Genomic DNA, 13,346 nt, shown 5'->3' with positions numbered 1-13,346 from the left:
CTGGCGGCGTTCGACGCGGCAGTCGATGCCGGGGTCTGGGGAATCGAACTGGATCTGCGCTGGACCCACGACCGGGTGCCGGTGGTCTCTCACGACCCGGACACCCGGCGCCTGTTCAATGCGGATGCGCGAATCGACCACATGGCCCTGGATACCATTAAAAAACGATTTCCTTCGATCCCGACCCTGTCAGAAGTGATCGACCGCTACGGTGGCCGGCTGCACCTGATGATGGAAATCAAAAACGAACCCTATCCGGCCCCCGCGATTCAGTCACGCCGTTTGCGAAAACAGCTCGAAGCGCTTGCCCCCGGGAAAGATTTCCACCTCATGGGCCTGCATCCTGCCCTGTTCGGCTATTTTGCCTTTCTGCCACCCGGGGCTTTTGTGCCCATCGCCCGGACACGAATCGACCGCTTCAGTCGCATGGCGGCAGCATATCGATGGGGCGGCATCGCCGGCCACTACCTGTTGGCGACCCCTGGGGTGATCGCCCGTCATCATCGGCTGGGTCAGGGTGTCGGAACCGGCTTTGCCGATTCACGTCGCTGCCTGTTTCGGGAGGTCGCCCGCGGTGTGGATTGGATTTTTTCCAATCGGGCGGCGCAGATGCAGGCCATCTGCAGGCGAGCCTGATGCTGGAAGAGGGAAAGTCAGTTGACCGTCCGTCGCTGGAATCCACGCCTCAACTGGAAATCACAAATAACAATGATCAAATTCCGAATAAATCCCAAATCCCATTGTCCAGAATAGGGGCGAAACCAGCCGTCGACTGTCATGCGGGTATCTCACATCGATATTTGGAGCGTCCATATACTTGAGATGATAACGTTTGGAGTTTCGAATGTGGATATTGTGATTTATTTGTGATTTGATTTTTGGTTTTTGTTATTTTTCTGCTAAAGCAGTGCCGCCTGCGCCCTACCCTTCTCCTCATCGACGAAATAGAGCAAAATGGCGCCGGCGGCAAACAGAATCAGCACCGAGGCCATGCTCCATCGGGCGGCCATGGCACCCACCTGGGCCAGATCCGCAGCCGTGGGATCGGCCGGCATGAGTATCCGGCGCATGAGCAGCCCCACTCCGCCCACCAGCACCGGACCGATGATGGCGGCGAATTTGCCCAGCATGTTATAAAAGCCGAAGAACTCTGCCGGTTTGTCCGCCGGGATCAGGCGGGAGTAATAGGAACGGGAAAGGGCCTGGATCCCCCCCTGCACCAGGCCGATGACCACCGCCAGCACGTAGAATTCTTCCTGGCGGGTCATGGTGATTCCCCAGAAGGTGGCCGCCACGTATACGCCGATGGCGATGTATATGCCTTTTCGCGGACCCAACCGCTGCCCCAGCCGGCCGAATACCAGGGCCGCCGGAAAGCCCACGAACTGGGTTATCAGAAGGGCCAAAAGAAGGTCGTTGGCGGCAAAACCCAGGCTCATGCCGTAATCCACCGCCATGCGGATGATCGTGTCCACACCGTCGATGTACAGCCAGTAGGCACACAAAAACAGCAGAACGGTCTTCATGTGCCGCATGCGGCCGAAGGTGTGCTTGAGCTGGGCAAACCCGCCTGACCAGAGGCCGGCGGCGGTGGGCCGCGTCCCAGCTGTTGGCCCTTCAGGCACCCAGAACAGGATGAACAAGGTGAAAAAGCCCCACCACAGGGCCACAGTTAAAAAGCCGATCCGCACCGCCTGGCCCGCATCGGCCAGACCAAACCGCTGGGGCATGGTCACCATCAGCACGTTGATCAAAAAAAGCAGCCCACCGCCCAGGTAGCCCAGGGAAAAGCCGAAGCCCGACACGAAATCCACGTCCTTTTCCCCGGCGACCTCCGGCAGCAGCGCATCGTAAAATATATTGGCGCCGGAAAAACCGATCACACCCAAGGCATAGACCACCACCGCAAAAGCCCATTGCCCCTGCCCCACGAAATAGAGGGCGGCCGTCATCAGCACCCCCAGGTAGGCAAACAGGGCTAAAAAGCGCTTGCGGGCAGAACTCCGATCGGCAACGGCGCCTAAGATCGGTGCGGCCAGGGCCACCAGCAGACCGGCGGCGGCATTACCCAGTCCCAGACGGGCCGTGCTGAGATTGACGTCGACGCCGGCACTCCAGTACTGCTTGAAAAAAACGGGGAAGAATCCGGACATCACCGTAGTGGCAAAAGCGGAATTGGCCCAGTCGTAAAGGGCCCAGCCCCACAAGGCCTTTCTTCGTGATTTCATGATGATCGCACTCCTTCGTGACCCGGGTCATAAATAGGGTGGCATTCTCATACGAACCGGGGCTACCTCCCATGACGGCGCTCATTTTCACTTGAAAAAAGGAGCCGTCAACCGTATCCTGTTAGGAAAGTCGATAAGCGTTCGCAGGTTCAGCGGTTGACGATAAAGTTCGTCTTTGCCGAGGTCTTCGGTGGCCCCATGAACCCTGAACGAAAACGAACGCCCAATGCCCCGTACCCGCTCCTGAAACGGTTAATTCGGATGGATATGAACAGCGAGGCCTCACACCTGCCGGTATTCTTCCCAAATGAGGATTTTGACACGCACTTTAAGGTATTCCACGAGTTGATGTCAAACAAGGTGTTTGAGATCCTGCTGGTGGCCAGCCCTTACGACGCCTATATCCTCGAGGAAGACGGCAGCCTGGCGTCCAAGATCATCAATGAATACCGCGGGCTCAACCTCAGCCGCCCACCGCGGATCACCCAGGCGACCACGGCCACCCAGGCCATGGACATGCTGGCCCAAAAGGAGTTCCACCTGGTTATCGCCATGCCCCACCTGGACGACATGGACGTTTTCGACCTGGGCCAGCAGGTCAAACGCGCCCACGCCGACCTGCCGGTGGTGCTCCTGGCCCACAGTGTCAAAGGGGTCTACCCGGCCCCGGAAGGGAAAGACATCTCCGGCATCGACCAGACCTTCATCTGGTCCGGGGATTCGGACTTGCTGCTGGCGATCGTCAAAAGCATGGAAGACCGCCTCAACGTGGCCGCCGACACCCAGAAGGCGATGGTGCGGGTGATGATTCTGGTGGAGGACTCTCCCTTGTACACCTCCTATTTTCTGCCGCTGATCTACAAGGAGGTCGTCAACCAGACCCAGGAGGTGCTTGAAGAGAGCTTGAACCAGGAGCACCGTCTACTCAAAATGCGCGCCCGCCCGAAGATTCTCGTGGCCGAGAGCTATGAACAGGCCATGTCCTTGTATCGGCAGTACGCCGACTACCTGTTCGGCATCATCTCCGATACCCGTTACCCCAAGGGCGGCAAAATCACGGCCGATGCCGGCTACACCTTCCTTTGTGAAGTCCGTCAGGCGATTCCCGACCTGCCGCTTCTGCTCATCAGCAACGAGCCCCAGAACCAGCAGCTGGCCGAGCGGGTGCCGGCTGCCTTTCTGGACAAGAACAGTGGCGATCTGCTGACCGAAATCCACCAGTTCTTTTTAGAAGCCCTCGGATTCGGTGATTTTGTCTTCAGGCGGCCCAACGGCAGCGAGATCGCGCGGGCGGCCAATCTCAAGGCCTTAGAGGAGATCCTGCCGAGCGTACCCGATGAATCCCTGCTCTACCATGCCACCCGGAACCGTTTCTCCAACTGGATCATGGCCCGCGGTGAAATTGCCATGGCCTCGCGCTTGAGAGAGGCCAAGGCCGACGATTTTTCCGGAGCCGACGACATCCGCCAGTATATCATCGCCCACATCCACGCGCTTCGAAAATGGCGCCAAAAAGGGGTGGTGGTGCATTTCAATTCCAAGGACTACGACCCCGAGATCTCGGATTTCGTTAAAATCGGCAACGGCTCTTTAGGCGGAAAGGCCAGAGGGCTGGCTTTCGTGTCCAACCTCCTGCGCCGGTCGCCCCACCTTCAAGAACACTACCCGGAGGTCACCATCCAGGTGCCTCAGACCTTAGTGATCACCACGGAAGGATTCGACGCCTTTATCTCCCATAACAGGCTTGAACCGTCAGTCATGGCGAACGATTCGGACGACCAGATCGCCAAGGCATTTCTCGGGGGAGAAATGCCCCCCTGGCTGGCGGAGCAGTTGAACCGATTCCTGGAAGCCGTTCATCAGCCCTTGTCCATCAGGAGTTCGGGGCTGCTCGAGGATGTTCACAACCACCCGTTCACCGGCCTGTATAAAACCTACATGGTGCCCAATAACCACCCGGATTTTTCGATCCGCTGTAACCAGTTGATGACCGCCGTGAAGCTGGTTTACGCCTCCACCTGGTTCCGGGACCCGAGGCGTTTCTTAAGCGGAACCGCATACCGGATCCGCAGAGACCAGATGGCCGTGATCATCCAACATCTGGTGGGCAGCCGGCATGGCACGTTTTTCTACCCCGACATCTCCGGCATCGCCCAATCCAACAATTTCTATCCGGTGGCGCCCCTGAAAGCGGAAGACGGCGTCGCCCGCATCGTCATGGGATTTGGCCGGGGCATCCCGGAAGGGGACGCGTCGCTTCGTTTTTCACCGTCATATCCCCAGGTACTGCCCCAGTTTTCCAAGGTGGAAGATATCCTGGCCAACGCCCAGCGTCAATTCTGGGCCCTGGGCATGGAGGGGGTTCCGGACGGCCTCTACTTTGAACGGGGCGTCAATGTGGAAAAGCGCCACGTGGACGATGCCGCGTCCGAAGCGCCGGTGATGCGCTTGGCCGGAACTTACGTGCCTGCGGAGAACCGCCTCCGGGACAGCGTGCACAGCTCCGGCAGCCGGGTGCTCACCTTTGCGCCGGTACTCAAATACGACAGCTTCCCACTTCCCGGGCTGCTCAAGGACCTGCTGGTCTTGGGCCGGGACGGAATGGGCTGCCCCGTGGAGTTCGAATTTTCCATCAACCTGACCGGCAACAGCGGTCACAAGGGGACCTTCAATATCCTCCAGATGCGGCCCATGTCCGCCGGAGAGGATCTGCATGACGTGGAGGTGACCGCTGAGGATGCAGCCCAGGCCTTGTGCTTCACCACCCAGGCCCTGGGCCATGGCCGCAAACAGACCATGGCCGACATCGTTTTTGTCAGGCCCGACACCTTCGACCCGGCCAACACGGTGGCCATCGCCCAGTCCATCGCCGCCGTCAACCAGACCCTGCTCAAGCAAGAACGACCTTACCTGCTGATGGGTCCCGGACGGTGGGGGTCCTTTGACCGGTGGCTGGGGATCCCGGTAAAATGGCATGACATCAATGGCGTCGGTGCAATGGTGGAAATACGCAACGACAGGCTGAAAGCCGACCCATCCCATGGATCCCACTTTTTTCAACACATCACCGCCAACGGAATCCCCTACCTGACGGTCTCCGAAGGCAACGGCGATTTCATTCGTTGGGACAGGCTGCAGGCCTTGACGAGCGTGTTGTCCAACTCGCATCTATGCCATGTCCGGCTGCAGCAACCGCTGGTTCTCAAATGCGACGGCAGACATTCGCGGGCCGTCGTCCTGCTGGAGGAATGCGCGACCGAATGATGCAACGTCTTTTCAAGCTACCGGTGCTGTTGTCGGTCGTCAGCGCCCTGATCGTCGCCGCCTGCAGTCCGTTGGCTCCCCAGCGTCCCGTACCGTCGGCGTTCCAGGCGCCGGAACTGACCGATGCCGAGCAGATCGCCGGTGACACCATGGCTTACCTCATGGAAGTGGTGCTGGGTCGGGCAGGCAACCCGGCACAACGCTCGGCCTGGGCCACCCGGGGGCTCAATCTCCCCCTGGACTTCGACCTGGTGGCCAAACGCATGGATGGCCCGGTGCCCCTGCGTGCGGAACTGATGGTGCTGGACACCAACATACTGGGCCTTTCCGAGGTGCTGTATCACTACGACCGCCGCCTGAATCTTTTCAAGGGAAAAAGAGACAATGACAGCCTCTATCCCTGTGCGGAACTCATGGCCACTCGCCTGTTTCTGGTCCACAAACTCTACCGGGGTGAGAAGGTCGGCCTGGCGGCCATGATCCGCGGCAAAGGGTTGTTTACCCCGGGCAGTCGTGATCCCCGGGAGGCGGAACTGGCCGACATGAACCTCAACGACATGGAATTCAACTTCCTCAAGGCGGTATTTCAATCGGAACCGGCCTTCTTGCGCTATATGGAGCACCCGATGCTTGTCAGCACCTTGCGCAGAATCGGTGCGGTCGAGCAGGACGCCTTCACCCTGTCGGCTGACCAGTCCGCCAACTACCGCCGGTGGGCATGCCCATCGGGAAAACCGCTGCAACGGTCACCGGTGACCATCGCCATTCTGCCGTCCATGAATCCGATGTTCGACTCATCAGCCGGATCGGCCGGGGCGGTGACTCCCTCCCCCGACTATCAGACGATCGTGGATCATCTCAAGAAGGCCATTTTGGGCGAACTGACGAGAAAACGCCTGGACGCCGACCCGAGCGCACCGATCGAACGACTGCCTGTTTTTTTCACACCGCAAAGGCCGATGGCCATCCACCCGGGAAACGCCGGCCGGGTCATTGAAGATGTATGTCCGAAAGCAGATTTTACATTGATTTTATTGGGTAAAAATGTATATCGCGCCATTCATATTGATCCTGAGAACGATATTTATCCCCACGAAAAACGGATCTACCTGGACGTCGACGATATCCGGTATCAACAGATCGACGACGACATCGAGGCCATCGTCGATGCCATCCTGCCGGCATTATCCACTGCCGCATCCGATCCGATCCTGGGACCCAGCGTCCGCCTACCGAAACCGTCGCCCCTGCTATGACCCAAGGCATGATTCTTTTCTAACCGGCCGTTGAAAAACCACTGCGTTTGACCATACGGCATTATCATTCGGCTCCAAACGCTTTTTTATCACTCATCGACTCCGCTTTTTCGCCAAATTTTGCCTTGTCTTGCCTGCGCTCATGGCGTTTTACAACAGCCTGCTAAAGGAAATCGGAAAAACGGCGATACCTGAATCAACGAATCACGATGCCGGCGAAGCGACATTAGCCCTTCGTGCGCATACACCGACTCGATGACACCAGTAAAAGGAGCGCTGTCCATGGAGAAAAAAAAGGAAATCGTCTTTTTCGATGATCTGGGTTTCGGGTGGTTGGTGGATGTAGAGACCCTTCGAAAAATGCGCGACAAGGAGTCTATTCAGCAGATACTGATCCAGCGGTCTCTGGCCGATCTGCTCCGCAAAAGAGAACCCCTTTAAAGCAGGCCCGCCTTTCCGGTTCCGGAACCATTTTCATCAGCATCGCCACCCATCATCACCGCTTAAGCCTCGATGAACTCGGAAAATATCCAAAACCCTCCTAAGGGGATGGGGGGGTGTTGTGCAATCGGCGGCTGATCTTGTTTTCTTCTTGAAAAAAAAAGTGATTGCGCTACTGTGGGGCCCATGAAAAATAAGATCAGCAAAATAGGCTGGATCGTTTTCATAACCATGATCATTGTCCCGTCGGAGGCGGTGTGGGGCCAGGATGCAAAGGCGCCGACCACACTGACGCTGGCCAAAGCGGTTATGTGCGAGGCCATTCAGGAATACGCACCCGCCAATCCGGCCGTCGTTTTTTCCATATACCTGGGGCGGGTATCGTGTTTTACGGAATTCGATCCGGTTCCCGAAAAAACCACCATTCACCATAAATGGTATCAAAATGACATCCTGGTCACAGAAAAGAGGTTGACCATCAACCCGCCCCGCTGGTCTTCGTTCACCAGCGTGCAGCTCAGGGAATCGGACAAGGGACCCTGGCGGGTCGAGGTAACCGATGAAAACGACAATCTCATGCGCACCCTGCGCTTCAGCATAACGGATTGACCCCCATGGACCCGTTGATTCCATTTCACACCGGGCTGCGCTGGCAGGACATCGTTGACATCCTGCTCAACAGCTATATCCTATTCAGGCTCTACGTCCTTTTCCGGGGCACCAATGTGATCCGGATGATCATGGCCATTGCCATGCTCTGGATGATCGAGCGCCTGGCGGTCAACATGGGCCTGATCGTCACCAGCTGGGCCATGCAGGGCATCATCGCCGCCGCCGCTCTGATCGTCATCATCGTGTTTCGCAACGAAATTGCCAGCGTGCTGCAAACCCGCGATTTCAAATCATTTTTCTGGGGGTTTCCCCAGCCTCAAGTCCAAACCCCAGTGGACATTATCGTGGAAAGTGTCTACGAGCTGGCCCGCCGCAAACTGGGCGCGCTGATCGTCCTGCCGCTGCAAAAAGGCATCGAAACGGTGGTGCAAAGCGGCATCCCCTGGCAGGGCAAGCTCTCTCGAGAAATGCTGCTCAGCATTTTTTGGCATGGCACACCGGTGCACGACGGCGCCACGATCGTGCAGGGGGACCAAATCGTGGAAGTCGCCACGATTTTGCCCCTCTCTAAAAAAACCGATCTGCCGGCCTACTTCGGCACCCGGCATCGCGCCGCCGCCGGACTGACCGAGCTGACTGATGCCGTGGTAATCGTGGTTTCCGAAGAGCGCGGCCATGTGACCGTGTTCAAAGACGAATCGATCATCCATATCAAAGATAATATTGAGCTCGACAGGGTTTTGCGCGAACATACCGGCGAGGTGACCCCCACCAATGGCCTGAAACGCCACACGGTTGAGCTGGGTATCGCCGCCATGATCTGTCTGGCCAGCATCACTGGCATCTGGTTCAGCTTTGCCCGCGGTTTCGAGACCCTGGTGTCCCTGGAGGTTCCCGTGGAATTCATGAACCGGGACCCCAAGATGGAGATTTTTGCCGCATCGGCCAGCAGCGTCAGGCTGCAGCTCAGCGGCTCCGGTACGCTGATCAAATCCGTGCGTCCCGAACAAGTGAAAGTCAAACTCAGCCTGGCCAACGCAGTTGCCGGAAGCAATCAGGTCCCCATCGCCCGGGACAGCATCACCCTGCCGCCGGGAATTCAGCTCAAAAAAGTGGATCCCCAGGCGCTGGAGGTCACCCTGGATCTGCCGGTTGAAAAAACCCTTCCGGTTCAAGTGACCTGGACCGGCAAGCTGGCCAAGGGGCTGATCATGGAAGATGTCCGCATGGTCCCGGACAACGTCAAGGTGGTGGGCGGCAGCCTGATGCTCAGGAACATTCAGACCATATATACCGAAAAAATCCCCCTCGAAGGCATCACCACCGGCGGCACCGCAACGGTGAGTTTCGTGCTTCAGCCCTCGTCGTTGAAGCTGGAAAATGGCGTCAGAAACCGCGTTGACGTGATCTATAAGGTCAAGCGGCGCCAGGCGGCCTCATCCTGACACCCGCAACCGCCCTGATCAGTTCCCTGGCCCGGATGTCGGGGGTGCTGACCCGCAACTGCCATCGATTGGACAAAAAGCAGGCAAATCATGTCATTTACCAGTGTCGCCGACACCCGCACCATGCTGGAAACGGCAGGCTACATCTGCACCCGTGAAATAGCCACGGTCGTTTTTCTGGCCGCCCGCACCCAAAAACCGATTCTGGTGGAAGGGCCTGCAGGGGTGGGAAAGACCGAACTGGCCAAGGCCGTGTCCCGAAGCCTCGACCGGGAGATGATTCGGCTCCAGTGCTACGAGGGACTGGACGAAGCCAAGGCCCTGTATGAATGGGAATACGCCAAGCAGCTGCTCTATACCCAGATGGTCAAAGACAAAATCGGTGACGTGGTGTCAGGGGCAGCCAGCCTTTCCGACGCGGTGGACCGCATCGCCGGCCAGGAGGACGCGTTTTTCTCCGAGCGGTTCATGCTGCCCCGCCCCCTGCTGAAAGCCATCCGATCCGATGGACCGGTGGTGCTGCTGGTCGACGAAGTCGACAAATCCGATCCGGAGTTCGAGGCCTTTCTGCTGGAGGTGCTCAGCGACCACCAGGTTACGGTTCCCGAACTGGGCACCCTGAAGGCCGTTCATATTCCCTTCGTGGTGCTCACCTCCAACAGCTACCGGGACATGAGCGACGCGCTCAAACGACGCTGCCTGCACCTGTACATCGATTATCCGGATGCGTCGATGGAGTTGGCCATCGTCCGCAGGAAAATACCCGCCCTGGCCGACGCCCTGGCCAACCAGATGGTGGACGCCATGGCCCGCATCCGCAAGCTGGATCTCAAGAAAATTCCCAGCATTTCTGAAACCTTGGACTGGGCGCACGCCCTGGTTGCCCTGCAGGTGGAAACCCTCTCCCCCCGGGTGGTGGCCGACACGCTGAACGTCATCTGCAAGCACAGAGAGGACGCCCGCCAGGTCAGGGATCAGGCCGAGCAGCTCGCCAATTTTGGTTGAATGGTAAACTTGATTCTACAATTCGTTGCCTGCGCCCGGGCCGCCGAGCTGCGGGTCTCCACCGCAGAGGTGATGGACTGCCTGGCCCAGGTCCGCCTGGTGGACATGCTCGACGAAAAACAGGTGTATGCCGTCCTGAGGGCCAACTTCGCCAAAAGCCGCCGCGAACAGCGCCGGTTCGACCACCTTTACCGTCTCTTTTTTCATGAACTGCAGGTCCATGAGGACGCGGCCGACGCCGACTCCCTGGCGGTGCACAGGGATGCCATCCAAGACAGCATCAAGGCGGCTGCTGACCACCATCCCGAGCTGGCGGCAATTGCCGATTTCATCGCCGGTGATCCAGCGCCTTATCTGCAGCTGCTCCAGCAGCTCCAGACCGAAGGTGACAGCCATCGCCAGGGACTGGGAAGCAACCTGGGCGCACTGGTGCGCCGGTTCCCGGTGCTTCGTGGCCTCAATCGTGCGGCCGAGCTGGTGGATCGCTTTTTGGCCGACCATCGGGATGAGATTCACTGGGAAACCCGTCGGCAGGTCCAGCGGCACCTGAAACGGCGCATCACGGTCGCCCGCGACCTGCTCACTCGTGAAGCGGTCACCGAAACGCCCGTCATCCGCAAGCATGCGACCGGTGACGACCGAAAAAAACCGCTGGGGGACCTTGCCTTCAACGCCCTCTCTCCGTCCGAGGCCATCCGGCTGCGCGAGGCCATCAACAGGCTGGTGAGAAAGCTCAAGGATACAGTGGGTCAGCGCGATGCCGCCAGGAGCCGGGGCGTCATGGATGTCAAAAAAACCCTGCGCCGCGCCGCCCGTTATCAAGGTGTGCCGCTGGAGATCGTCCTGAAGAAAAAGCCTCCGCGCAAAGCACGGCTGGTGGTGTTGTGCGACATGTCTGGATCGGTCTGGTCGTCGGCGCGCTTCATGCTCAACATCCTCTATTCACTGCAGGCGTGCTTCGACCGCGTGAGGAGTTTTGTGTTTGTGGCCGAGGTCGTCGAGGTGACCCGGTTCTTCGACAACCACGGCGTTGACCGGGCCATTGAAAAAGTGCTCACCGAAGCCGGGATCAATTACGGCGCATCCACGGATTACGGGTTGACCCTGCGCCGGTTTCGCCGGCACCATCTGGACGCCGTCAACAAGAAGACCACGGTCATCGTCATCGGCGACGGCCGATCCAACTACGCCAACCCCGAAGGCCGGATACTCGAGGAGATCCGCGAGCGCTGCCGCCGCCTGGTCTGGCTCAACCCGGAAACGGAACCGTTCTGGTATTCGGGGGACAGCGAGATGCGGACCTATCAACCCATCTGCAATGAAGTCTGGCCCTGCCGCAATCTGAATCAGCTCTCCGCATTCGTCAAGAACCTGGTGTTGTGACCAGCAATAACAGCCACGGTGAATGGCTGCACGACATGTTGTCATTTCCGACACGACCCATTAAACAAACGGCCACGGTTTTTAGTGTCTGGCAGACCATTGGAGGAAATGGACAGATTTATTTTTTAATCTTAAGGCCACGCCGATCTGATGACATTGCATGCCGGCTTATTCGAGGGTTTGCGTCACCGTCAGGGTGGCGCCGCCGCGATCGTCGAATTCTATGCTGACGGCGACATCACCATCGAGCAGAGAAATATGGGTCAGCAAACCGTCTGACATCATGCTCTCAAGGGATCTTGCGGTTCGCGTGGTGATGGTTGTCTCGACCATGCCCGCTTGCGAATCGTCGACGTCCAGTTCGGCGTGGGGCGTGTCCGCCACCATGTCGTCGATCATTGCATAGATCTCTTCATCGACGATTCCCCCGGCGCCATGGTGGGCAAACGCCGATACGGTCGCCAACAGCAAACCGATTGAAAGTAAATAGTAAACGGTTCTCATGGGCATCTCCTTTATCGGCTGTGGGTTTTCGTTGACATGGTCTTCCGTTGAACGCGGAAGGCCTGTTGTCCCTGTTATGCGTTGGAAAAATCAAAAAGATTCGGAGACCGGATTCGTATGTGTGGGAAGGCCCGTCAGTGAGGGACGGAAGAACAAACAGGAAACAGTGAGTATATCGTTTTTCAGCCGTATTCATGACGACTTGGCCGCAAAAGAGCAGCGCCGTGTCTGCATGGGGTTTGGATCCAGACACCGCGCCGCCTTCACGCTCTTGCCTTCAAGTCGGAAAAAATGATGATTCGGCCGGATTCCCAGGAATTTAAATGTCTTCTGGGTTTAGACGGTTTGCCGAGGCTTCTTCTTTCTTTTTTGGAACGCCTGTCCGAACGGACCCTTCTTTCCGGAATATGAGCGGCGTATGTAAACTGCCGGCGATCCATCCAACTTCGACGTCTACCGTTGTCCTCGCTGCGGGTAAAGTGGGTAGTCATGGGCACTACCTTAGTAGAACCTATCTCAGGCATCTCATTTTTGGATGGTTTTATTCGGACGCAGGGGAACCATCCTTTCTCGACGATAGGTTCCTTGTCAGATTGAAACTAAGTAAAAGGGATTAGATTGAGTCAGAAATTCTGATTTCTATTTGGATCCGCCGCCGCCCGATCCACCGGAACCGCCACCTGAACCGCCACCTGAACCGCCGCCTGAACCGCCGCCCGAACCGCCGCCCGAACCGCCGCCCGATCCGCCGCCCGATCCGCCGCCCGATCCGCCGCCCGATCCGCCGCCCGATCCACCGCCCGATCCGCCGCCCGATCCACCGCCCGATCCACCGGAACCGCCGCCCGATCCACCCGAACCGCCGCCAGAGCCGCCGCTGCCCGAACCGCCGGAACCTGAATTACCGCTATTGCCGCCCTTGCCGATGGAACCGGCATGTCGACTGGCAGTCTGCCGGGCCGAGGCCTGGTGGGACTGTTTGGCCATCTGTTGACGCAGTTGCTTCATCTCCTGGTGGGTATATCGGTTCTGCAGCGCCTGGCAGAGGGTCTCGGAAACCTCGGAAGAGTGAACGCCCAACCTCGCCATGGTTCGTGTGGTCTGCATGGTCTGTACGGCCAGCTCGGTGTCCTCCGTCTTACTGCGCGTCTGTTGACGGTTCTGAGTCCGAACCTGCAGCTGGGTCGCCACCGCCTCCATGTCCTCGG

Annotated in this window: 10 protein-coding genes and 1 pseudogene; 8 read left to right on the top strand and 3 right to left on the bottom strand. The window is 58.3% G+C overall.

Annotation, left to right across the window (positions count from 1 at the left end):
* On the top strand, nucleotides 1-636 hold a 636-nt coding region (locus ABYV26_RS10090; RefSeq protein ID WP_372680614.1), incomplete at its 5' end, for a glycerophosphodiester phosphodiesterase.
* A 263-nt stretch (nucleotides 637-899) separates the two neighbouring features.
* Here ABYV26_RS10090 and ABYV26_RS10085 read toward each other — a convergent pair.
* Nucleotides 900-2,228 carry an MFS transporter gene (locus tag ABYV26_RS10085; protein WP_372680612.1) on the bottom strand — a complete coding sequence of 443 codons (1,329 nt, stop codon included), beginning with the start codon at nucleotides 2,226-2,228 and terminating at the stop codon, nucleotides 900-902.
* 198 nt (nucleotides 2,229-2,426) lie between these two features.
* Here ABYV26_RS10085 and ABYV26_RS10080 point away from each other — a divergent pair, with 198 nt between their 5' ends.
* From ABYV26_RS10080 to ABYV26_RS10050, 7 genes are all read left to right on the top strand, one after another.
* Nucleotides 2,427-5,492, top strand: a complete 3,066-nt coding sequence (locus ABYV26_RS10080) for a PEP/pyruvate-binding domain-containing protein (protein ID WP_372680610.1) — start codon at nucleotides 2,427-2,429, stop codon at nucleotides 5,490-5,492.
* Nucleotides 5,489-6,748, top strand: a complete 1,260-nt coding sequence (locus ABYV26_RS10075; RefSeq protein ID WP_372680608.1) for a hypothetical protein — start codon at nucleotides 5,489-5,491, stop codon at nucleotides 6,746-6,748. The genes ABYV26_RS10080 and ABYV26_RS10075 overlap by 4 nt, the downstream gene beginning before the upstream one ends.
* A 282-nt stretch (nucleotides 6,749-7,030) precedes the next feature.
* Nucleotides 7,031-7,189, top strand: a complete 159-nt coding sequence (locus ABYV26_RS10070) for a hypothetical protein (RefSeq protein ID WP_372680606.1) — start codon at nucleotides 7,031-7,033, stop codon at nucleotides 7,187-7,189.
* A gap of 186 nt (nucleotides 7,190-7,375) precedes the next feature.
* Entirely contained in the window at nucleotides 7,376-7,798 is a 423-nt protein-coding gene (locus tag ABYV26_RS10065; RefSeq protein ID WP_372680604.1) for a DUF2914 domain-containing protein, read from the top strand.
* A 5-nt stretch (nucleotides 7,799-7,803) separates the two neighbouring features.
* Nucleotides 7,804-9,246, top strand: coding sequence for a diadenylate cyclase (locus tag ABYV26_RS10060; RefSeq protein ID WP_372680602.1), 1,443 nt, complete (start codon nucleotides 7,804-7,806; stop codon nucleotides 9,244-9,246).
* 90 nt (nucleotides 9,247-9,336) lie between these two features.
* Nucleotides 9,337-10,251 (top strand): AAA family ATPase, encoded by a 915-nt coding sequence (locus ABYV26_RS10055; RefSeq protein ID WP_372680600.1) that lies wholly within the window; start codon nucleotides 9,337-9,339, stop codon nucleotides 10,249-10,251.
* Nucleotides 10,252-10,260: 9 nt separating this feature from the next.
* Entirely contained in the window at nucleotides 10,261-11,634 is a 1,374-nt protein-coding gene (locus ABYV26_RS10050; RefSeq protein WP_372680598.1) for a VWA domain-containing protein, read from the top strand.
* A gap of 168 nt (nucleotides 11,635-11,802) precedes the next feature.
* Here the strand turns inward: ABYV26_RS10050 and ABYV26_RS10045 are convergent, their stop codons facing one another.
* Nucleotides 11,803-12,138: a hypothetical protein gene (locus tag ABYV26_RS10045; protein ID WP_372680596.1), complete on the bottom strand. Its 336-nt coding sequence runs from the start codon at nucleotides 12,136-12,138 to the stop codon at nucleotides 11,803-11,805.
* A gap of 639 nt (nucleotides 12,139-12,777) precedes the next feature.
* Nucleotides 12,778-13,346 (bottom strand): annotated as a pseudogene (locus ABYV26_RS10040) (hypothetical protein); the annotation flags it as partial.

Source organism: Desulfosarcina sp., from assembly GCF_041551955.1.
GTDB lineage: Bacteria > Desulfobacterota > Desulfobacteria > Desulfobacterales > Desulfosarcinaceae > Desulfosarcina.
Note: the sequence above shows the minus strand (reverse complement) of the source record. Positions and strands in the feature narration are given on the sequence as shown.

Coding starts and splice junctions, on each gene's coding strand:
- ABYV26_RS10065 (WP_372680604.1), top strand. CDS start 7,376: ATGAAAAATAAGATCAGCAAAATAGGCTGGATCGTTTTCATAACCATG.
- ABYV26_RS10055 (WP_372680600.1), top strand. CDS start 9,337: ATGTCATTTACCAGTGTCGCCGACACCCGCACCATGCTGGAAACGGCA.
- ABYV26_RS10075 (WP_372680608.1), top strand. CDS start 5,489: ATGATGCAACGTCTTTTCAAGCTACCGGTGCTGTTGTCGGTCGTCAGC.
- ABYV26_RS10085 (WP_372680612.1), bottom strand. CDS start 2,228: ATGAAATCACGAAGAAAGGCCTTGTGGGGCTGGGCCCTTTACGACTGG.
- ABYV26_RS10045 (WP_372680596.1), bottom strand. CDS start 12,138: ATGAGAACCGTTTACTATTTACTTTCAATCGGTTTGCTGTTGGCGACC.
- ABYV26_RS10070 (WP_372680606.1), top strand. CDS start 7,031: ATGGAGAAAAAAAAGGAAATCGTCTTTTTCGATGATCTGGGTTTCGGG.
- ABYV26_RS10060 (WP_372680602.1), top strand. CDS start 7,804: ATGGACCCGTTGATTCCATTTCACACCGGGCTGCGCTGGCAGGACATC.
- ABYV26_RS10080 (WP_372680610.1), top strand. CDS start 2,427: ATGAACCCTGAACGAAAACGAACGCCCAATGCCCCGTACCCGCTCCTG.